At 55.2% G+C, this 22879-nt stretch carries 16 protein-coding genes, 1 pseudogene and 1 riboswitch; all 17 genes and pseudogenes read left to right on the top strand.

Features of this window, described 5'->3' with window-relative positions; genetic code table 11:
- Positions 1-99: 99 nt before the first annotated feature.
- Complete coding sequence (locus CGZ80_RS26385; RefSeq protein ID WP_143544177.1) at positions 100-2109, top strand: hypothetical protein; 2010 nt, start codon at positions 100-102, stop codon at positions 2107-2109.
- A 123-nt stretch (positions 2110-2232) separates the two neighbouring features.
- Positions 2233-3783, top strand: coding sequence for a glutamate--tRNA ligase (gene gltX / locus CGZ80_RS26380; RefSeq protein WP_094418675.1), 1551 nt, complete (start codon positions 2233-2235; stop codon positions 3781-3783).
- 158 nt (positions 3784-3941) lie between these two features.
- The gene (locus CGZ80_RS26375) at positions 3942-5345 is read left to right on the top strand and encodes a cytochrome c (RefSeq protein WP_094418843.1); all 1404 of its coding nucleotides are present in this window, start codon (positions 3942-3944) and stop codon (positions 5343-5345) included.
- Between the two features lie 179 nt (positions 5346-5524).
- Positions 5525-7230 (top strand): annotated as a pseudogene (locus CGZ80_RS26370) (glutamine--tRNA ligase/YqeY domain fusion protein).
- Between the two features lie 49 nt (positions 7231-7279).
- Complete coding sequence (locus tag CGZ80_RS26365) at positions 7280-9034, top strand: dockerin type I domain-containing protein (protein ID WP_143544176.1); 1755 nt, start codon at positions 7280-7282, stop codon at positions 9032-9034.
- Positions 9034-10167, top strand: coding sequence for an aminotransferase class I/II-fold pyridoxal phosphate-dependent enzyme (locus CGZ80_RS26360; RefSeq protein WP_094418842.1), 1134 nt, complete (start codon positions 9034-9036; stop codon positions 10165-10167). The genes CGZ80_RS26365 and CGZ80_RS26360 overlap by 1 nt, the downstream gene beginning before the upstream one ends.
- A 207-nt stretch (positions 10168-10374) precedes the next feature.
- A riboswitch (cyclic di-GMP riboswitch) is annotated at positions 10375-10458 on the top strand.
- 62 nt (positions 10459-10520) lie between these two features.
- On the top strand, positions 10521-10958 hold the full coding sequence (locus tag CGZ80_RS26355; protein WP_094418673.1) for a response regulator: 438 nt from the start codon (positions 10521-10523) through the stop codon (positions 10956-10958).
- Between the two features lie 63 nt (positions 10959-11021).
- Complete coding sequence (locus CGZ80_RS26350; RefSeq protein WP_143544175.1) at positions 11022-11219, top strand: hypothetical protein; 198 nt, start codon at positions 11022-11024, stop codon at positions 11217-11219.
- A gap of 52 nt (positions 11220-11271) precedes the next feature.
- A complete protein-coding gene (locus CGZ80_RS26345) occupies positions 11272-11793 on the top strand; it encodes a chemotaxis protein CheW (RefSeq protein WP_094418671.1) in 522 nt (173 codons plus the stop codon).
- Between the two features lie 51 nt (positions 11794-11844).
- Positions 11845-13212, top strand: coding sequence for a methyl-accepting chemotaxis protein (locus CGZ80_RS26340; RefSeq protein ID WP_094418670.1), 1368 nt, complete (start codon positions 11845-11847; stop codon positions 13210-13212).
- Positions 13212-16058 carry a response regulator gene (locus CGZ80_RS26335; protein ID WP_094418669.1) on the top strand — a complete coding sequence of 949 codons (2847 nt, stop codon included), beginning with the start codon at positions 13212-13214 and terminating at the stop codon, positions 16056-16058. The genes CGZ80_RS26340 and CGZ80_RS26335 overlap by 1 nt, the downstream gene beginning before the upstream one ends.
- 85 nt (positions 16059-16143) lie before the next feature.
- On the top strand, positions 16144-17775 hold the full coding sequence (locus CGZ80_RS26330; protein WP_094418668.1) for a response regulator: 1632 nt from the start codon (positions 16144-16146) through the stop codon (positions 17773-17775).
- Complete coding sequence (locus CGZ80_RS26325; RefSeq protein WP_094418667.1) at positions 17772-19211, top strand: FHA domain-containing protein; 1440 nt, start codon at positions 17772-17774, stop codon at positions 19209-19211. Before CGZ80_RS26330 ends, CGZ80_RS26325 begins: the two co-directional genes overlap by 4 nt.
- Positions 19212-19231: 20 nt before the next feature.
- Complete coding sequence (locus CGZ80_RS26320; protein ID WP_094418666.1) at positions 19232-20101, top strand: hypothetical protein; 870 nt, start codon at positions 19232-19234, stop codon at positions 20099-20101.
- A gap of 19 nt (positions 20102-20120) precedes the next feature.
- Entirely contained in the window at positions 20121-21149 is a 1029-nt protein-coding gene (locus CGZ80_RS26315) for a formylglycine-generating enzyme family protein (RefSeq protein ID WP_233148693.1), read from the top strand.
- 49 nt (positions 21150-21198) lie between these two features.
- Positions 21199-22101: a TRAFAC clade GTPase domain-containing protein gene (locus CGZ80_RS26310; protein ID WP_094418664.1), complete on the top strand. Its 903-nt coding sequence runs from the start codon at positions 21199-21201 to the stop codon at positions 22099-22101.
- Positions 22102-22104: 3 nt separating this feature from the next.
- Positions 22105-22878 carry a hypothetical protein gene (locus CGZ80_RS26305; protein ID WP_094418663.1) on the top strand — a complete coding sequence of 258 codons (774 nt, stop codon included), beginning with the start codon at positions 22105-22107 and terminating at the stop codon, positions 22876-22878.
- The last annotated feature ends 1 nt before the right edge of the window (position 22879 follow it).

Raw genomic sequence — 22879 nt, 5'->3', positions numbered from 1 at the left:
GCAATGGGGGCCCAATTGAGGCCAGGGCGGCGTTACTCATTCGACTTTCATCGTTTTTTTGCGATTCGTCGTGGCTTCACTGACACCCCGAATGGTCCGGTGGGTTCACGCGAAATCGCTGAACGCGAACTGGACACATTCTGCGGGCTGATCTCCGTTGACCCTGACCGAGCGTTTTTCCTAACGTCTCCGCCTGAACTTCTCCCCAGTGATCGGATTCGAAATCCCATGCCGTCGGTACGCCGCTCTAGCGAACGCAGACGACGTGTGCTGTATCAGGCCCACGTCACCTCCGACACCTCCGACCCGTCGCGTCGTGGTGCAGCGGATCTGCGCGAAGCTCGTGAGCCGGCAAGCCAATTCGGTTCCCGAGTCAACCGCCACCTTCGCGGGCGTTGGTTTGCCCTGGTGCCGGTGTCTTTGCGGTCGATGGTGTTGGTAGCAATCGGGTTTCTGTTTGCCTTCATTGCCCTGACGATCGGTCACCACATGGCGGTCACCTGGCCTCCGTTGGTCAATCGCGACGGCCTGGCCCGGCCGCTGCGACTGGATCGCCCCGACAGCTTCGGTGCATGGTGGCTGACGATGAACCTGTTGGTCTGCACAGGGGCTTCGTATCTCATTTATGGGCTGCGACTACACCGGCGCGACGACTATCGCGGGCAGTACCAGCTTTGGCGTTTGACGACCGTGGTGGTATTGATTACGTGTGTGCATTCGGTCGTTGGGTTGGTCGGCTGGTTGGGCGCCTGCTTGGATTTGGCACTGGGTGACCGAGCCGTTTTGTCCGGTGGGCGTTGGCTGAGGATTTTGTTGGACGTCGGCGGCGTGATCCTGTTCATGCGGTTGGCACACGAAACGTATCGTTGCCGTCCATCACTCGTGTTTTTGAGCTTGTCCGGTGCGGCGTTCGCATTGTTCGAAGCTGCCGCGTGGAACGTCTTCGTCGTCGACTCGATGGTTCGATCGACAATTGTCTTGTCGGCCCCCTTTGCCGGTTGTTCGTTGCTGACATTGGCATTCGCCGTCTATTTGCGAGTCCTGTTCCGCCAGGTCCGTAATATCGCCGACGGACCGACACTTCGTGAACGCGTGGAGCAATGGAAGTCGGATCGCAAGGTGCTCAGTGCGCCGATTGAGTCCGATTTCTTTGCCGGTGCAACGGATTTGCGCCCCGCAGCTGCTGATTTGAAAGTTCAGCGTCGCCCGGCGAAGGCCAGCGAAGAAGTTGCGATTGTCGAAGAGAATTCGCTAGATGTGGAAGCCGATGACAACGCGTCGGAAAACACCGATACAAAGCAAGCCGAACGAAAACAAAAGCCCAAACGCCCAGGACTGCTGGAGCGATTGAGGCGGCGTCCAAAACCGATCACATCGGCCGCTGAGAACGACGACGAGGAATTGAACGGCGACGCGGAAGAACACCATGATGCCGGCGAAGACGCCAGCCTAGAAAGCGATTCGGCCGAAGCGACTGAGCCAAAGCCGAAGAAAAAATGGTTCCGCTTGCCCTCACGCAAGCCAAGGGTGAACGCGGAAACCGAAGTCGAACAAGATGAGAAACTTGAAGCGACGGACAATGATGATGCCGCCGCAAGCAACGTTGACGAGGCTGACGCCGATAGCGACGCCGCTGTAAAGCCAAAGCGAAAAGGTTGGTTCGCATTGCGTTTGAAGCCACCGAAAGCTGACACTGCGCAGGAAGTGGCTGCGGAAACTGAGTCCACTGAAGCGGAAGACGAACCGTCCGAACCAAAGCCCGGCTTGTTCGCTCGAGTAAAGTCGATGCTGCCCGCGAAGAAGTCGCATGCGGAGACAGACGAGGCGGATGACGACGATTCCGATTCAGACGTTTCAGCGGCTGATTTGAAAAACGAACGACCCTCGAAATCGCAGCCTGCGGCAAAAGCCCCTCTGGCTGCGAGGTCTAAGCCGGCTTCATCACCGCCTGCTGCCGCGGCAAGTTTGCAGAGTTCGGCGTCGCAGCCAGTCGGTGAAGATGACGACGAGGAGTTCATCGACGAAGACGACATCGACTGGGATTCGCTCAGCAAGGCGGAACGACGTCGACTTCGGAAAAAGATTCGGCGCAGCGGCCGCGCCGCTTAATTCGTCCGTTTCCAGGTCTTCGTGATTCCGTTGCTGGCTGATATTTTGTTGCCGCGATGATTCGCCCCGCAGGCCCTGCCGCGCCGAACCACCGGAATCTGCTTACAACCACGCTTGATTGAAATGATACGAACACGATTTGCACCCAGCCCCACCGGTTACCTTCATATCGGAGGCGTGCGGACGGCCTTGTTCAACTGGTTGCTAGCACGGCAGTCCGGCGGGCAGTTTATCCTGCGAATCGACGACACCGACGCCGGACGAAACGTCAACGAAGCGTTGCAACCGATCCTGGATGGGTTCAAATGGCTGGGGATCGACTGGGACGAAGGCCCCGAAGTCGGCGGACCGCACGGACCGTACTACCAATCGCAACGTGTCGATTTACACAAAGCAGCCGTGGTCAAGCTGTTGGAGTCCGGCCACGCCTACCGTGACTATGCACTTCCCGAAGAGTTGCAAGCCGAACGCGACGCAGCGGCAAAGCGTGGTGAACGGTATTTCTATGACCGGCAATGGATGGCCGCAGACGACGAAGCGGCGGCAAAATACGAAGCCGAAGGCCGCCAAGCGGTCATCCGATTGAAGATGCCTCGTGAAGGCAACTGTGTGATCGAAGACTTGGTACGTGGCACCGTCACTGTCGCTTGGGAAACCGAGCAAGACCATGTGATCGCTCGTGCCGACGGCAGCCCGCTTTATCACTTGGCAAGCGTGATCGATGACCACGAATTTGGCATCACCCACGTCGTCCGTGCCGAAGAGCACCTGCCCAATACGCCACGCCAGATCTTTATCTTGGAAGCTCTCGGGTACGAACGTCCCGCATTCGCGCACTTGCCATACGTCGCCGAGCCCGGCGGAACGGCAAAACTTAGTAAACGAAAGCTAGCCAAGTACCTCAAGAACAAAGACTTCGCGGACCTGCTTGCCCACGGACAGCGGATCGCCGAACGCTGCAACATCGAAACCAGCGACGACACGTTCAACCCAGTGATCGTCGATTTCTATCGTGACATCGGCTTCTCCGCCGAAGCCCTGTTGAACTACCTCGTGCTGCTTGGCTGGTCGCTGGATGGCGAACGCGAAAAGTTCACGCTCAAAGAGATGGTGGAACATTTCTCGCTGAAACGCGTCACGAAATCGCCTGCGTCGTTTGACCCTCAAAAATTGATGGCCTTTCAAGCGGACTTGTTTGCCGATTTGCCACACGAAGATCGCTTGTCGGCGGTCGCGCCGTTCGCAATTTCTGCAGGCCTAGTCGACTCGGCTGGCAATGACACACTTTCAAAGGTGGTCGTGGCAGCGGGGGATCGTTTGAAGGTCGCCGGCGATATCATCGATTTTGACTACTTTTTCACCGACCAGATCCAGTACGACGACAAGGCGTTCCAAAAGCGAATCGCCAAAGCGGACGGTGCTTGCGAGTTGCTGACCGGTTTCCGCGAACAGGTGCTGTCGGCGGACAAGTTTGATCCAGAAAGCTGCGAATCGCTGCTGAAGGGCTATTGTGAGCAGCAGGGGATCAAGATCGGCCAAATTATCCACGCCGTGCGTGTTGCCGCGACAGGAACGGCTGTCGGATTTGGCATGTTCGATACGCTTTCAATTCTGGGGCCACAATGCGTGGCGGATCGCATCGAAAAGGCGGTTAAAAATGCCGCAGATTCTTGATTCTGTGGTCAAAATCGTGCAGCCTTAAGGTAGACCCCACCTTGAAATACCAGTGATTCTGTATGAATTCACTCGGTAGCGAACTTTTGGTGCGGCCGGGGGCCAAAATGATCCCAGCCGCACACCCCTCGCGTTCATCATTCCCGCCGAAAGGACCCATGCGAAAAACCTTTTCCGTCCTGACAATCGCCGCCCTGCCCCTGGTCGCATTGGTCGCCGGGTGCAACCGTGGTCGTGAAGAGTACAAGGCCGAGTTCGAGCCCAACTTGGTTCACGCCATGAAGTATCAGATCAAGAACGAGGTCTCGATGGACCAAGCGCTTGCCGATACGACATGGATCATCAACGGCATGTTCGGAACCCCGGACGAGCCCAAGATGCCTGAGGTGCTGCAAGGCGAAGATTACGAAGGTTTGGTTGACATGGACCGCCTGGCAAAGGCCGCCGGTCCGGTGGCTGAAGGCAGCGGTTTGTATCGCCAACACTGTGTCAGCTGTCACGGGATCACCGGAAACGGCCGCGGCGAAAACAGCGCGATCTTGGATCCCTATCCGCGTGACTATCGCATGGGATTGTTCAAGTGGAAATCGACCGCTCGCGGCGAGAAGCCCACGCGTGACGATTTGATCCATGTGATCGGTGACGGCATCGATGGGACCGCGATGAAAAAGATCCCCGAGCTGTCCGCCGACGATGTCGAAGCCTTGGTCGACTACGTCATTTACTTGTCACTGCGTGGTGAACTCGAGCGAACGATCATCGACGAATCCGTGTTCGAGTTGGATTTCGAAGTCGACCGGATCGTGAATGTCGAATTCGGCGAACGGCTGAAGACCGAACGTGAAGCGATCGAACAACAGGTCGCCGCTTGGGAAGAAGACGGCGAGAAAGAAGACTCGCCAGCAGCAAAGCTGGCCGAGCAGCTTGAGCTTTACGACGATTCGATGGGATTGGCAGAGGAGCTGGCCGAGGACATCGCCGGTTCGTGGTTAGATGCCGAAGACGAAGTCGTCGAAGTTCCGGATCCGCCAGAAGACATTCCGGTTCCAGATTCACACGAAGAATTTGTCCAGATGCAACAAGGTGACGATGCCGATGCGTTGGCAGCCTCGGTTGCTCGCGGCAAAGCGGTTTTCACCGGAAAGGTCGCGGGCTGCAACAAGTGCCACGGCAACACCGGCAAAGGCGACGGCCAAAACAAGGACTACGACGACTGGACAAAGGACTGGACATCGCGAGTCGGTTTGAAACCGGAAGACTTTGACGCGTTGATTCCATTGATGGCTCGCGGTGCGATGCCACCGAAGAATGCCCGTCCGCGTAACTTTACCGAAGGCGTTTTCCGAGGCGGCAGCTCGCGCGAGGACCTGTATCGCCGGATCTCGCAAGGCATCGAAGGCACCCCAATGCCAGCAGCCAGCACGTTTGTGCCGGGCGAATACGAAGAAGACGATATCTGGAATCTGATCAACTTCATCCGATCGCTCCAAGAGACGTCGGATCAAGAAACGCCGGCGGCGGAAGGCGACCAGCCGGCCCCGGAAATGCAGGCGGCGCGCTAAGCGTTTGCCTGGCATCGGCGATTTCGTGTTCGGTCGCTAAACTTCTGTCGCGATCTGCATCATTCCCCTTGCCTGCGATCTTTGGTCGGATCGCAGGCCCGTCGCTAGGCTGACGTTGCTTTTGCAGGGGAATTTTTGTTTGATCCGCCATCGACCCCACACACGGATTCCGCCACGCCATGAATGACACGACACGCGAGAGCGATTCGGCCTCCAGCCGCCCCAATAAACACTTTATCGAGCAAGCGATTGACGCCGATTTGGCGGCCAACAAGGCGGCTGGTGTTTTCACGCGTTTCCCGCCGGAACCGAACGGTTACTTGCACATCGGTCACGCCAAAAGTATCTGCTTGAACTTTGGCTGGCGAAAAACTATTCCGGCACCTGCAACCTGCGATTTGACGACACCAACCCGTCAAAAGAGGAAACGGAATACGTCGAGTCAATCATGGAAGACGTCCGCTGGTTGGGGTTCCAGTGGGATTCGCTGCATTACGCCAGTGATTACTTTGGCCAACTGTACGAGTGGGCCGAAAAGCTGATCAACGATGGCAAAGCGTATGTCTGTGATTTGAATGCCGAGGAGACTCGTCAATACCGTGGTTCGTTGACCGAACCTGGCAAGAACAGCCCTTTTCGCGATCGCACGCCCGAAGAAAACTTGGATCTGTTCCGCCGTATGAAAGCGGGCGAGTTCCCAGACGGCAGCCGTACGTTGCGAGCCAAGATCGACATGGCGTCGCCCAACCTGAATCTGCGTGATCCGGTCATGTATCGCATCATGCACGCCCACCACCATCGTACCGGCGACGAGTGGTGTATCTATCCGATGTATGACTGGGCGCACGGGCAAAGTGACTCGATCGAAGGCATCACGTTTTCGATCTGCACACTGGAATTCGAAAACCATCGCCCGCTTTACGATTGGTACTGCGGTGCGTTGGAGATTCATCACCCACGCCAGATCGAATTCGCGCGTTTGAACATGACCTACACCGTCATGAGCAAACGCAAACTGTTGCAACTGGTCAAAGAAAACCACGTCAACGGTTGGGACGATCCGCGAATGCCGACGATCAGTGGTCTGCGTCGCCGCGGATACACGCCCGAGTCGATTCGCAACTTTGCGATCGATGTGGGTGTTGCCAAATTCAACAGCACCATCGACGTGATTCGATTGGAAAACGCCGTCCGTGAGCACCTCAATCGTGTCGCGTCACGGCGAATGGTTGTGTTTGATCCGATCAAGCTGACGATCACCAATTGGCCTGAAGGAAAGGTCGAAATGATGGAGGTCGGCAACAACCCAGAAGATGAATCGGCCGGTAAACGCAAGGTCCCGTTCAGTGGCAGTTTGCTGATCGGTTCCGATGACTTCCAAGAAGAAGCTCCGCGCAAGTTCTTCCGTCTAAAGAAAGGCGGTTCGGTCCGGCTTCGTGGTGGCTACATCGTCGATTGTCATGACGTGGTCAAAGACGCTGACGGAAACATCACCGAAGTACTTTGCACTTACGATCCCGAAACCAAATCGGGTGAAGACAACTCGGGACGCAAAGTCAAAGGCACGATCCACTGGGTCAGTGCCGGCGAAGCGGTCGAAATCGAAGTGCGAAACTATGATCGCTTGTTCTCCGTCGAGAACCCCGATCAAACCGAAGAGGGCAAGACGTTCCTCGACAACATGAACCCCAACTCGCTTGACGTGACGACGGGCTATGCCGAACCCGAGCTCAGTGCGGCGGGCGAAGACGAACGCGTGCAGTTCGAGCGATTGGGGTACTATGTCGTCGACCCAGACTCCACCGCCGAAAAACAGGTCTTCAATCGCATCGTCCCATTGCGTGATAGCTGGGGCAAAATGGTAGCGACTGGAAAAGCTGGCTAGACCCGGTACAACTCAGGTGACGACGTTCTTGTAACAAGGCAATTTTGCTATGGCAGCCATACGGACCAACGAGACGTATCGTCATCGTAAAGCCACCTTGCGACCTGCGATTGAACGCCTGGAGTGTCGTTTCCTGATGGTGGCGTCGCCAATGGAGTTCTACGCACTCGACGTCATCAACCAGATGCGTGCCGACCCGCCAGCATTTGCAGACGTCCTGGATGACATGCGGCGCAATCGGACTGCCACGGGGCACGGCTTTTCCAACACCGATCCCGTCTGGCAGGATCTGCGGACGGCGATTGCTTCCAGTTTGACGCCGTCGAATGTGAGTGCCGCAATCGACTTGCTACGAGCGACGGAGCCGTTGCCGCCTTTGGCGTGGGAGGATTCGCTCTATCTCGAATCAGACCACCACAATACCTGGATGCAGACAACTTGCTTTGCCCATAGCACTGCCGAAAACGGCAGCGCGTCTTCTTGTTTGGGGCAAATGCCAGGCCTGACGTATAACCCGTCACGTGCGGCAAGTACTCCAGATTACATCGGTAAAAGCACACTGGGTGAGTGGAGCAGCGGCGCTTTCAATGAGAATATTGGATACCAGTCTGGACCGACCATGCCGCAAACGCGAGCAGAGTATGCGGTCGGTTCCGATGCTCACCGCCAGCGTCAGGCTTACTATGATGTTGTGAACTTCGTATTGGAGTTTAATTCCAGTTCGCTCGGACACCTTGAAGCGTTGTTGCATACCAAGCGTGACGCGATTGGCGTTGCCTACGAGTTGCTCGATGGATTCAGTCCATCGTCATCCGATACAAATTTTTTGGCGACCCATACCCTTTCTCGCAACAGCAACATCGGTGGCTATTTGGTTGGCATCGCGTATGACGACGCGAACGAGAACTCGGGCTATGACATTGGCGAAGAAACCAGCGGTTGTGTGTCGGTCGAATCCGTCGATGGTCAATTCGCAGACGAGTTTTGTTCGGGCACCGGTGGATTGTTGTCATCGTTTTTATCGGTCGGTGATTATTGGATCGATGGCGGTGTGAGCCGACAGTTGATGCAACTGGAATATCAAACGGAAAATCAAAACATCGATGTGAGTGGACTGCTGGCCCAGCAATCTGTTTTCGAAACCGGATATGTGCCGATCAAATCTTCAACGGTTGATGGCACGTTCGATCTCGAAGCCGGGGCCGGGTATCAAACGCTGATGATCCAAGCGGATACGAATGCGAGCTTAATGATTGAAGCCGGTGATTCATTGGGCCAGAGCATTTGGGTAACGCAGCCCGACCGCACCGACGTCGGACAACGAAACGGGAATACATTGACGGCTTCGTTGGTTGCTGGAGAACACTACATTATCGTTGCCTCGTCTGGACCGACTCTACGCCAATTCGAGATCGCCGTGAATGGTGGTGTCAGCGTCGTGCAGACGAACTTGTATGACCGCTTGGATGTCGACGGATCGGGTGAGGCGACTCCTTTGGATGCACTCGCCATTATTAATCAGCTCGCGCGTCAGTCAGGTTTTGTTCCACCAACGTCCGGGCGATATTTCTACGATGCCAATGCAGACGGATTGCTGTCACCACGTGACGCGTTGTCGGTGATCAACGCAATCGCACTGCGTCAGGCTTCGGCAAGTCAGTCAGCCGAAGGCGAATTTGCATACCGTCGCGTCTCCGAACAAGCTGCCTCAAAATCATTGTCGTTCGCTGCGACAACGAACTCAGCTGCGATGACGAATGAAGACGTTGATCAGTGGATGACGTCGCTGGGGCAGTTGTTCTGATGTCGGGGAAGGATTGGCAAGATTTCGAGCAAGCTCTCGGTCAGTTGCACGCGCAGTCACGTTTTCGAGAGCTGATCCCAAGGCGATGGAACGGCATCGAGATTAGTGATCAGCAAGGGCAGACGTTGGTTAACTTTGGCTCCAACGACTATCTTGGTTTGGCGATCGAGGCGGCGGCGACATCTGATGTGCTGATGGGCGCGGGGGCAAGTGCATTGGTTTGTGGCTGGACCGAGCAACACGAACTGTTGGCAAATCAACTCGCGCGGTTTGAACAAACCGAACGGGCCGTGTTGTTCCCGAGCGGATTTGCCGCGTGCAGCGGAACCATTGCTACACTTTGCCAGGAAGGCGATTTAATCGTTAGTGATCAATTGAATCATGCTTCATTGATCGATGGCTGCCGATTGAGTCGCGCTGAACGTGTCGTTTATCCGCACCGAGACGTTCAGTTCGTTTCGGAATTGTTACAGCGTGATCGTCAGCGTTACCGCCGCGTGTGGATCGTAACCGAGACGGTCTTTAGCATGGATGGGCATGTCGCACCGTTGGCCGAGTTGGTCGACATCTCCGAGCGGCACAATGCTGAACTGATCGTCGACGAAGCTCACGGAACGGGGATCCTTGGCGAGCACATGTCGGGGGCGTGCGAAGCCTTCGGACTCAAAGATCGAATCGCGATTCGCTTGGGAACACTAAGCAAAGCGATCGGTAGCCAAGGCGGCTTTGTCGTTTGCCCGAATGTGATCGCAGATTATTTGATCAACCGTTGCCGTTCATTGATCTTTAGTACCGCCTTGTCACCTCTGGCTGTCGAATCGGCACTGCGTTTCTTTGCTACCGGCGCAGGTTTATTGAACCGTCGAGATCGCGTGACCCGGTTGGCATCAAGCCTGCGAAGTCAACTTGGATTGTCCTGCAGCGAGTTGGAGATGCAGGTCCCGATCGTTCCCATCGTGATCGGTAGCGACGAGGACGCGATGGAGATGTCACGTCGTCTGGTCGAGCATCGTTTATTTGTACCGGCGATTCGACCGCCTACCGTCCCGGAAGGCACTGCTCGGTTGCGTGTTTCTTTATCGGCGGCACATACCGACGAGATGCTGTCGCGATTGGTTGACGCTGTTCGGTAAACGTGTAGAGGCGAAAGTCGATTGTCCCCAAGGGTTTAGGTGCGAATTCTGTCGCGGGGGGCGAGTAGAGTGCGACATTTGTTTGTCAGAATTATTTGTTTCACTTGACTCTGCGTATCGGTGACCAACCCTTCACCAGAGTGCCCTACCCTGCACGCATTGCGAAAGGAGGGGGGCACCAGTGAGTAATCCGGTGGTGACCGGGGCTCGCGATAAAGGCAAGCCGGCCGCGAGGCCGTGCACGCAAAGTGACGGATCTCTCCGACTCGGGGAGATGGCCGCGCCACCGAACGAACACCCCACGCACAGTATCGGCGCTACGACTTTTTTGCGCCGGTACCGGAGTCTTATCCATGACCGCTACGCAACCGTCAGCCCATGCGCTCGATCGGTCACGCAAATCGTCATCACAGGAGCGAACAGTTCTTGTGGCTGATGACAGTCTTACCGTCCTTCGATTGATCGATCGCACGTTACGTGAGGCCGGCTATCGAGTGCTACTCGCCGAGGACGGACGTCGTGCCGTTACTTGTGCATTGTCCGAGAACCCAGATCTCGTTGTATTGGACATCAACATGCCCGAATTGGACGGGTATGGCGTCTGTCACGAACTGCTAGCCAATCCCGATTGGGATAGCCGCACACCCGTGATCTTTTTGACGAGCGCTTCAGAGCCCCACCTTTCTGTGTTGGGCGAAGAACTTGGCGCGTTTTTGTCCAAACCAACCGAACCAGATTTGCTGCTCGAGACCGTCGCAAAACTGATCCATCGCAAGGCAAACGCGCGCTAAGGCCGCGTTTCCTGCTTTCGATCACTGCGACACGCATGCCCTCACTTGGCAACGGTGACTGATATGAATAACCCCACAAGCGCAGGCGTCCCTGAAGACTTCGAATTGACCATCGAAACGCTTGATGATTGGGAAACTGAGCTCGATCAATTTGCCTCGCAGATGTTGCGACGACTGAGCGAATTCACGGGCGACGCGTCAGATCCAAGCGGCACTGAATCATCACGAGTGATCGACAATCTTCGCGATGGCAACTTGTAACGACTCGGCAGCGACAACGACATCATAAGCGTTTTAAAACACAGACCGGCATATGGACAGCGCAATCAAATCTCGATCTCGAATCGAAAACCTGAGCGACAAGCACTGCGTGTTTCGCTGTGGTGATGCGATCTTTGCATTGCCCGCGACGACGGTACGCGAAGTCACAATCAAACCGACCATCGTGCCGGTTCCGCTCAGCCATCCGTTGCTTTCGGGAATTGGCAATTTGCGTAGTGAGTTTTTGCCAGTGATCGACCTTGAGCCAATCGTTGGTGACCAAGCACGGCGCTGTGCCAAAGTCGGGCAGATGATCGTCGTCGAAAGTCAATTGGGCGATTGGGCCATCGCGATCGACAAGGTGATCGCGATTGACGCCATCGAGACTCACATCGACGCTGCACAGCGTGGTGAAAACTCGGCAAGTTTTATGCTCGGAACGGCAAGTTACGACGGCAATGTGATCAGCGTACTGGACGTTCATGGTTTGCAGCGGATCGCCCAACAAACACTCGAATCACAGTGGTCTGCCAGCGTTTCGCCTTGGTCGGTTGCGGAAACCGTCGCTGTTTAAATCCGTCTAGCTCTCAATCAACTTAATTAAGCGTCAACACAGTAGCACGGTATGAAAACGAACTTCGCATTTCTGGCAAGCCATTGCTTCGTGGCTGTGGTTGCATCCGCCGTCGCAGTGGCCGGATCGACCATGTGGGACGAGATGCATTGGTCGGTTGTGTTGGCCACTTCGGTCGTTGCCGCCGCAATCGCATCACTAGCACTCGGCTACAAAGTTTCGAAAGGGCTCGGTCAACTTCAGTTAATGCTGACCGAACGTCGTCAGACTTTGGTCGCAACCGGCATTCGTGAAATTGATGCCTTGGGTGAGACGATCATGCACACCGCCCAGCACTATGACGAAATCGAAGTTGTCAGTCGCCAGAATCAACGCGAACTTCAGTCGATGCTCGGACGACTTTCAAATGTCGAAGGTATCGAATCGGTCGACATGTCTCAATTCAAAAACGTGCTCAACGGAATGGGGCGATCGCTTAATGAGTTGATGGGACAAATCGAAAAAGACCTGATCGAAATCGGGCGTTGTAACTCGGAAATCCACAGCACAAAACAGTCCGAAGCGACCTATCGAACGACGGCACTTCTGCAAAATCTGACGAGTGAAATTGGCAAGGTGACGGATCGTTGTAAGCAACTGCAGCAGCAAATCGGTGCTGCGGAAAAAGCGGTTCGTGTGGCGACAGAAAAGACTGGTCAACTCGCCGAGGGAATCGGGCGAATCCGTAGTTGCAGTGAAATGAGCAAGAAAAAGCTACGTTCGCTCGGCGATCCCACACGTCAGATTGGCAATATCGTTGGAACAATCACGGACATTGCTGCCCGAACCGAAATGTTGGCGCTCAATGCCTCGATCGAATCGATTCGCGCTGGCGAACACGGTCGTGGCTTCGCAGTGGTCGCTGACGAAGTGAGAAAGCTTGCCGAACAAACATCTCAATCGGCGAAAGAGATCGGCGTGTTGGCAGAATCTCTTGAACTGCAAACGAACGATTCCCTTTCGGTACTGGGGCGTGAACAGAGCGAGGTTGAAGCCGACATGATGGTTCTCGACTCGATTCGCTCGACGCTGCTGGAATTGTCTGAAGTCACAATGGCTGGATTACACGTCGCCACAGATTTGTCGTCGCAAGGCGACCAACAGCATCAACTCGTACAAGGCCTCGCTGGCGGCATCGATTCGATCGCAAGTGCTCACGCGGCGGATCGCAAACGTGCCGACCATGCGTCTTGGGCGATCAAGTCACTTGCAAAAACGGCGATCGACCTAGACGGCAACATCCATCGCCTCCGTGGATGCACAAACCCGAATCTTGACTTGACGCCTTCTCAACGCCGCCAATTGGTCGACCTTGCAATCCAAACACCCGCTGATGTTTCGTCAGAAGGAATGGTTGTCGACACACGGGAGGATGTCTGATGAGCACTCACGACGCAGACACTACTCCGATGGCATCCCAACCTACTGCAGTGCCACATGATGATCGGCTTGCCGATTTTACCGCCGCCGTCGAATTGCTTGCGGAACTCGGTCAAGCCGGGCTCGACGATGTCGATGACGTCTTGGGCGAAGCGGTTGAACGCTTAGGACGACTTGCCGACTCGGTGGAATCGTCGCTTTCAGATTTCAACGATGATCATCCCGAGGTCATGGAGTTGCTCGACTTCGTGATCGAGAGCTGTGGCATGATTCGTGAAGTCGCTTTCAGCGAAAGCGAACAGCCTGATCGCCAGCAACTGGGCATGCTGTTGGACGCGGTCGATGTTCGTCTGGAAAGTGTTGAGGCGATGGCGGATGTACCTCGTGACGTCAACCTCGATGACGGTTGGGACTCGACACCGACCAAGGAAGATCAAGACGTTTCCGCGCCGTCTCGTGAAGAGATTGCGGCATTGTTGAGCAGCCTGAGTGCACAAACACAAGCCGTTCCCGCCCCACCGGTTGCCGCTGCGCCAAGCGAACCTCGCGAAATGTTTGCCGATCGAGTATCGGTGGCACCCGGTGCCGAGCCAGGCGAGATCAAGCCGCCCGCGAAAGATGATGTTGTCGTCGACGGTGAATTGATGGAAGCGTTCATGGATGACGCGACGCGTGGTTTGGAATCGATGGAACAGGCTTTGCTTGATTTGGAATCGAGCCCGTCGGATCCCGTTATCGTCAAAACGATCGGACGTGAGTTGCACACGATCAAAGGTGCATCCGCCAGTATTGGCTTGGCAAATCTCGCGACCTACATCCACGAAGTCGAAGAACTAATCCGGCTAACGCAAGAAGCAGGGCGCCCGGTGACTCCGGAACTGTTGCTCCCTCATGTCGATTTGATCCGTGCGCGTGTCGATGGTGACGACGATCCGGAACCGGTCGACGCGGTCCCTGTACCCGCGTTAAATGCATCTCAGCCAGTACAACACATTGATGCACCGATTGTCTCAAGCAGTCCCGCTGCGGTCGCGTCGCCACAATCAAGTACTCCCGTTGCCGGGCCTCGCAAGTCAGCCGCAGCCTCAGACGCCCATTCCGATGACGAAACGGTACGTGTGAAAGCGTCCCAGCTAAATCGTCTGATGGACATGTTGAGTGAATTGGTCATGTTGCGCAACCAACGCGACACCGAGATTTCGGAATTGAAAGGAATCCATGATGAGCTGATTCACAGCGTGACACGAATCCGGATGCTGAGTCATGAAGGCGAAGCCCTGTTGGCCAGTGATAATTTGGCCGATCCCGCCTTGGCTGAGGAAGGCGTCTCGTTTTCACATCTCAACGAAGTGGCCAACGATGTTCTGGAATCCGCCCAGCGGTTGCGTGAGTGCTACCAACCGGTGGCTGATGGTAACCAAGCCGTTTCGCAGTTCATCAGAAACTTCCGATTGGAATTGGTCCAACTCCGACGGATGCCGGTTTCAGGATTGTTCCGCCGTTTGCACCGTGCGATCAGCGATGCGGCGAGGGCAGAACAAAAACAAGTTCGTGTCGAGTTGGTTGGGGAAAACACCGGCATCGAACGATCCCTTCAAGAACGTATTTTCGAGCCACTACTGCATATTGTTCGAAACTCGGTAAGCCACGGAGTGGAGACACCAGAAGAACGAGCGGCATCTGGCAAGCCGGTCCCCGGGGTCGTCAAGCTGCATGCTCACGCGGGGCCAGATTTGTTGGTTATCGAAGTCAGCGATGATGGTAAGGGCCTCGATTATGATGCGATTCGGCGTCGTGGAATTGAGCGTGGCTTAATCGAAAGCGATAAATCGATCAGTCGAGCAGAGCTTGCCCGGTTGATTTTTCACCCAGGGTTTTCGACCAAAGAAGTCGCCAGTCAAGTCTCCGGACGCGGCGTCGGCATGGACGTTGTCGCGGCGACGCTGGAAAGAATGCGCGGCTGGGTGGAAGTCGAATCCGAAGCTGGCCAAGGATCAACGATCCGACTCTCGTTGCCATTGCCATCGATGATTCAACACGCAATGGTCTTTCGTTCTGGCGGTCAACTGTTTGCACTGCCGGCGCAAGCGGTTCGTCGTACGGGAGAATTCGATCGATCTAATTCGCCGGTGGATCTAAACGAAGTTCTGTCGCTGCAAGGTCCCATCGCAACGATCGCAGAAGACGATGAACGTCGATCGGTTATCGAATTGGCGACGGGTGGAACAAGTGCTGATGGAAACCATGACAAGGATCTGGTGCTGTTGGTCGACCGAGTGCTTGGGCCGGAAGAGGTTGTTGTTCGGCCAATGCCGCCACTGTTGAAGTCGCATCCACTTTGCATCGGAGCGACGCTCAGTGGGATGGGAGAAACGGTCTTGCTGCTCGACCCTCGTGGGTTAACTGAAGCTGCGACTGGGGCTTCGCCGGTTGTCTCTTCACCGACACCACAAACACCGAGTTCGAGCAAGCGTTTGCCAAAAGTTCTCGTCGTTGACGACTCGAAGAGCGCTCGATTGCGAACGACTCGGGCATTGCAGAAATACCCGGTCGAAATTGTTCAAGCGGAAGACGGACAAGCCGCCATCGAACTGCTCGCAAAGGATCTGTTCGTAACGGTGTTCAGCGACATCGATATGCCGCGGATGAGTGGTCTGGAACTATTGCAGACGATCAAAAGCGAACCACGATTGGAACCGATTCCCGTAGTCGTGATTAGCAGTCGAAGCATTGATACCGCGGGCAAGCAGGCTCGTGCGTTGGGCGCGATGGAGTATGTACAAAAACCGCTCACACCTGAGCGGCTTGATAGTGTGGTCGCATCGTTGCCATGGGCAAAGCGTTGATGCGGTTGGACGCGGGGCACGATCGGAACGTTTTTCCGATTCATTCAATTCACAGTTTTTTCACAGTTCTTGAGGAATCAGTTTCATGGCCGAAAAGAAAGTCTTGGTCATCGACGACAGTGCGACCATCCGAAAGCTGGTCGATTCGCACCTCAGTCCCGCCGGCTATGCTGTCACTCTCGCGCCAACCGCTGAAGAAGGCTTGCAGTTGGCCGAAGAGATTCGCCCTGATCTGATTTTGCTGGATCACCAATTGCCTGGCACGACGGGCTTCGAAGTCTGCCAACAGCTCGCAGCTTCTTCCACGCTCAAGACGATTCCTGTGGTCGTTAGTTCGACGCTGCGGAAAAAGGCGTACGTGGAGTATGCGGATCTCGACAACGTCGTCGATATGTTGCCCAAACCGTATACCGAGAATCTGCTTAAAACGACGGTCGAAAATGCGATCGAAACGGCAGCGATGATCGTCGAGTCGCAAACGAAAGGCTCGGCCGTTCCTGAGATCATTGGCGAAACTGCCGAGCCCGATTTCGCCGGCCGGTTTAGCGTCTTTGGAATTCGCGAAGTCGTCGATTTTTTGAACAACGGAACCAAGAAAGGTGTTCTAGAAATCGAAGCCGAGCGTCTGCGTCTGTGGATCTATCTGGACCGCGGTCGCGTCCAAGGGATCAACGCGACAGGGCTTCAACCCGATGAAACGCAAATGATTGTTGATCAATTGCCGGAATCGCTGCGAAACCTGTCGGAAGTATTGCGATTGACAATCGCAGGACGTGGCTCGGCCGAGTTCGATGGCTTCGTTCAGTTGATGGATAAGCGAGTCCTTGATCCACGTTTGACCGCGAAACTGTTGCGATTCCAAGCGGCAATGCTGATCGGAATGGTGCAGAGTCGTCCGCTGAAAGGATTTCAATTCCGAGCCCTCAACGAGTTTCCTTCGCTGCAACGCGACTTGCCGTTGGAAATCGGCTTGATGGGGTTATTGGTCGAATATGCGCTGCACTGCGACGCATCGAAATTGCCAGCCGATGAATCGTCACTTCGCTATTCACGAAAAGCGATTCGTGGCCAAAACCTGGATCGCGCCGGACTGTCAGCACAGCACATGAAGGTGCTCAACCTAGTCAGCGAACCACGCTCGCTTGATGACCTTCAGCAACGACTGAACTGGGAACGTGATGAACTGCGTCGCGTGCTGGCCGGCTTCATCGCCGCCGATGTGCTTGAATGCAAACGTGACGAGAGTGAAGGAAAGTATGTCGCTTATGAAACCAACGCAATGGTTGCGGCACAACTTCGCAGCGAGCTGAAACAAAACACAACACCGTTTGCAGGAAAGGTCGTCCGTGACACGTTGACCCTGCAATTGCTCGTCAAACGTACTCAGCCGGACGCCGTTTTCTTTGCCGTCGACACGCCGCAAAGCTGTGATGCCATTCGCGAAGCTTATTCCGCGGCGACAGAAGCTTTTGGTGACGCAAGGAAAATCGTGCTGGCCCCACCTCAGGTGATTGATGATCCCAACGTCCCTTGGGCGCGCCTGTTGGGATTCGTACCCGATCGCCTGATCAAATCGCCCTACAAGTACGAAACGCTGATTTCGACAATGCGTGAACTTGATTCGATTCCACTCGCACCACAACCCGAGCACACTCCATCCCCCGCGCCGGTCGTCACACCCAATAGCCCCACGCAAGAAGTCGAGGCACTTTCATGAGTCGTTCTACCTCTCCAGCCCTCTCGCATTTTCGATTGGTAGTCCATCGACCTGGTAAGTCATCGATTGAGCATGCACTTGAAGACGGGCGTAGCGTCTTTCTTGGCAAAAGCGCTTCGTGTGGAATTAACATCGAAGGCGATGGCGTCGCTGAAATTCATTGTCTGGTCGATGTCGAAGGTGAAACCGTTTCGGTCCAGGATTGGGCGTCAGACGCCGGAACTGTCGTCAACGGGACCAACATTGATGACAAGACGGCACTCAACGTCGGCGACGAGATCATGCTCGGCAGCCTACGAATCGAAGTCGTCGGGCAAGCACTACCCAAACCGACGCCGGCAAAGGTCGAATCACCCGTATCCGTCAAAGCGACTTTGCCAATCGACACAGAGTTGTCATCGGAATCGGAAGCACAAGTCGATACTGATTCCTTTGAGCCTGAATTTACCGAGACTCCACAAGCGAGTTTCGATGATGAATCCGAACCGGAATCCGCGCTCACATTGCCCTTTGAAGACCCCGCCGCTTCGCTGGACCAGGATTACGATTGGGATCCGGCCGACGTTGATGATGAGATCGATCCGGAAGTGGTCGCGCTGTTGCGAGCCGAGATTGACGATCTCCGGATGCAACTTGCCGAGCGTGATGAGCAACTCGCGACATTGTCAGGGGAAAATGATTGTTCCGTCGGAGTTCCGATGGTGCCTGCAACCACCACGGATTTCGCAGGCAGCGATTTGGCGGACCGTGTCGACGCGCTTCTGGCAGAACTCGAAGAGCATGATGACCGCGTCGCGACGCTGCAAGATTTGTTGCAAGCGGCCGAGGTGCAAAACCAAGCCGAACGCGACGAACGTGCGTGTTTGGAAACTTGGGTGAGCGAAATCGAACAGCGCGTCACTCAGCGTGAATCCGAACTGAAAGCAGAGCACGATGCACTTCGAGAACGCCTGGAGGCAACCTGTGCCGAACGCGACAAGCTTCAGCAGTTGCTTCACTCGGCAAAGAAACGAATGGGCGGAAAGACGGTCGAAGAAGAGCTCGATGATGAAACCCTGAAAGAATTGCAGCGTCGAAATGCGGACTTACATTCGCAATTGGATGAAGCTCAAAAGCAGGTTGCCGGATTATCCAGGCAGGTCGAACATCTGAAAACCGACGAGCCCGAAAACGTGCAGTCGTTGCGAGCTGAGCTTGCCAAAGAAAAGGCGGATGTCTCGCGAATTCGTTTCCAATTGTCAAAACAGCTAGAAGACATTGGGAACGTACCAGTCGCGAAAGATCAACCCGATCGCGAGTTCGCATACAAACTCAAAACGCTTCGCGAGCACCTCCGTGAAATTCATGAAGAGGAAAAATCACAACGTGACGATAAACCCGGCACGTTGATGGGACGGATTTCTAATTTGTGGAAACGAGTCGGCGACGAGTATTGATCCCCAACAGCTGAATACTGATGACCGCATCCAACGATTTTTTCACCTCGACACACCAACCGAAGAACCATTTCGGTTCGGGGGCGTTGCACTCCAACGCCTCCTCGGGCGGTTCGTTTCAAGGTGGGCCATCGACACCGCTGGACGCACACGACGTCGAGGCACTTCGCTCGATCGCCGGTGACGTTGAGCAGTTTACACGCCAGTGGATTATTCGTATCCGGCGTGTGATCAATCGATCGGCTCAGTTGCTCGAACGAGAATCGTTACTCGCCGGGGCAATCGCAAAGCTTGACCAGCAAAAGACGGAATGGAGCAAACGAACGGCCGAACGCGAGTTGGCTCTTCGTGACCAGGCGAAACGATTGACGGAAGCTTGGCTGGAAGTCGAGGCCGAGCGTCGAAAGTCAATGCAAGGCGGACGCACCGCGTCATCCAAAGCCACTGTCGTGCCGGTGGTACGTCCGGTGCTTCCCGCTCAGACGAATGCATCACCGGTGCTTCCTGCTGCGGCGATGCATGCGGGGGTGGAGACGCCTCCGATCAACGCAGAGTCGTCGGTTGGCGAAATCCCGATGCCGACGTCGATTCAGCCCGCTTCACACGAACCGACGCACGCGGATGGGAATCAGGGAGTGACCCCGAGTCCTTCCCATCTGCCCGTTGCCGCGACCGAACCGCAGGCGGCGAATCTCGGCGGGATCCCGCAGTCCGCACCTCACATCGTGCCGCCGCTAGCGAATCGGCCGATCCTTCCAAACGCCGTGCAAAGTCGCCCTCAAGACGGATCCGAAAGCGACCCTGCTTCCCCCAATGACGCACAGTCGCGTCAACGAATTGAAGAGTTCAAACGAATGCAGCGTGCACTTCGGTCGAACCGCAATCGATAACTGTCTGTTGGAGACTACCGTGCCCTTAACGACTTTTTTTACTCGTCCACTGAGTTTCTTTCGCTCACCAGGACGAGCGAAATCGAAAGCGGATTCAGCCCCGCCACCGGTGCTCGACTTCCCGAACGCGCCACCTGATATTCGTCTGTTGGTACGAAACCGACAGTACGCGCATATCGTTCGACCACAGGATGGCGTGCAATTTGATGCCGAATCGATCGGTTTCGCGTGGCAGGCGATCGACCATGACATGGCCTATGTGCCTGGTGGGACGGTTGTCCTGCAAGGTGAATACGCCACCAACACTTCGGAAGGCCTCACGCTAGTGCCGCAGATGCTTGGGACCAGCGAAGTCGAGTCGCTGTTCATCGATCGCTGGTGTGTCACCAACCATGATTACAAGCGTTTCGTCGATGACGGCGGCTATGATGATGTGCACCTCTGGCCCGAGCAGATTCTGACCACAGTGCTTCAATTCGTGGACACAACGCGTCACCCCGGACCGGCACTATGGAAAGACGGGCGGCCACTTCCCGGCACCGAAGCGCAACCGGTAAGTGGCGTTTGTTGGTACGAAGCGAATGCCTATGCACAATGGGCTGGCAAGCGTTTGCCGACAAGTGCCGAGTGGCAACGGGCGGCGACTTGGAGTCTAAGCAAAGGCGATAGCTTGACCGAGGCACGGTATCCTTGGGGAAATTCCTTTGACCCGAGTTTTGCCAATACCTGGGCATCGGGAAACCACTGTATCGCGTCGGTGCATGACTTCCCCAAAGGCAGCACCCCCGATGGTATCCGTCAAATGGTCGGAAACGTCTGGGAGTGGATCAACACACAGTATCTTTTAGCTGCGACGGAAGAGATCACCGTCCACATGCAGGATTCGATGGCGGAAATCCGTGGCGGAGCCTACGACAGCTATTTCCACTCACACACGACTTGCCAAAGCCGTAGTGCAGATACTTTGACGGCTCGAAAGCCCAACTTGGGTTTCCGATGTTGCTTTTCCGCAGACGGGCTGGACCCTCCAGACGTCTCTGCTCCTTGATTAAAACTGCTCTGGTTTTACTGACGAAATAGGTAGGCTTGCACCCATCATGACGACTGACACTTATGAAATCCCGCAAACGGACGAAGTAGTCCTTTGCGTTTGCTGTGACGCCCAGATGAACAGCGATGATGACTTCTGTGATGTTTGTAATACGCCAGCAGAAATCACCCGTTCGATCGCTAAACGGCATGTCAGTCCTCACTTTATCTCCGTTGTTGGGCCGAGCAACGCCGGCAAGACCGTCTACCTCGGGTTGTTGTTGGACGTGCTTTGTGGCGGCGCAAAGTATTTGAAAGGTGTACCCAACGGAGCGTTCTCCTTGCGGTTACAAGAACAAGTCGTCTCGGCACTCGAAGATCGCCGCTTTCCCGAAAAGACACCAAACGAATCCGACCAATGGAAATGGTTGCACTGCGTCGTCACCGATTCGGCGAAACGAAAGGTTAAACAAGTCGACTTTGTCGCTCCCGACTTTGCCGGGGAAGCGATTGCGATGGAATTGGAACGCCCGGGAACCTATCCGGCGGTATCGCACATCGTCGAGCGGACGTCTGCGTTCCTGTTGCTGTGCGATTCCATCGAAGTCCGCGACAACGGTGCCCGTGAAGATCTCTTCGCGATGAAACTCGGTTCATACATTGCACAGCAGCAAGGTCTGTCGCACTTGGACAAATCACGCGACCTGACGCCTGCGGTCGCGATCGTATTCACGAAAAGCGACACGTGTCCTGAAGCGGAAGCTGATCCACGTCGGTTCATGGAAAACAACATGCCGCGTTTTAGCGATTACTGTCACCAAAACTTTCCGCGACATGAAGTCTTTAGCGCAAGTGTCGTTGGTTCGTCGATATTGATGAGCCAGAATTCGGGAGCACTCTCGCGGTTGCCACTTCATATCCAGCCACGTGGCGTCATCGAACCGTTGCACTGGGCCATTCAAAACAGCTAAGCCATGCTTGTTGAACAGATCACTTATGGATCGGCAAATCGAAGCCGTATGCAAGGGTATCAAATCATCGGCCAATCGGCCGGGATCGATGCCACGCTCTCGACCTCGTTTTGTAAGTGGGCACCGTCCCACAATTCGATTGAGACGACTCCGAATCGTGATCTGCAATCCGCTTGGGGGCTGAGCTTTTTTGCGCTTTCCGATTCACATCATGCGGTCGCCCGCAGCATCCATGGGGCTCCAGAATACAGCGGGCGCGGCGGGTTTTCCGTCGTCACCAATGCGTTGGTCGCGACACGAAGACAGTTAATGCAATATGGCTTTCATGCCATCGACTTTGCTCGAACGGCGTTGGCACTTGGCCACCTGATTCTCCCCGCGGACGAGAATCACCAATTGCCGCAATCGGAAATGACCGACAAGCCAATTTCGATGCCACTTCCCGAAAGCGACTTCGCAGACAGTACGCCTGCAACACTACCTAGCCACGCGGTGAACTGGATCGCCCGCGAAACAGTCAGCCTGCTTCGTGACCGGCACAAGGTGATGATCGTTGGGCAGTGTGATGCGCTGCCGATCTTGACCTTGGTGTTCGACCAACTCAATCCAAGCGAACGAAGTACGACAAGTTTTGCGTGTGGGTTAAAGCAGTCTGGCCAACGTGATTTTCGCGTCCAATTCCTGCATGAAGAGATGACGCCGAAACTGAAGATGGAACTTGAACGCTCTGGTATCGTACCGATCGATATCGCTCGCGTTTTGAGCGAGACGAAATAGC

This window comes from Rhodopirellula sp. MGV (genome assembly GCF_002251265.1).
Taxonomy (GTDB): Bacteria; Planctomycetota; Planctomycetia; order Pirellulales; family Pirellulaceae; genus Stieleria; species Stieleria baltica_A.
Note: the sequence above shows the minus strand (reverse complement) of the source record. Positions and strands in the feature narration are given on the sequence as shown.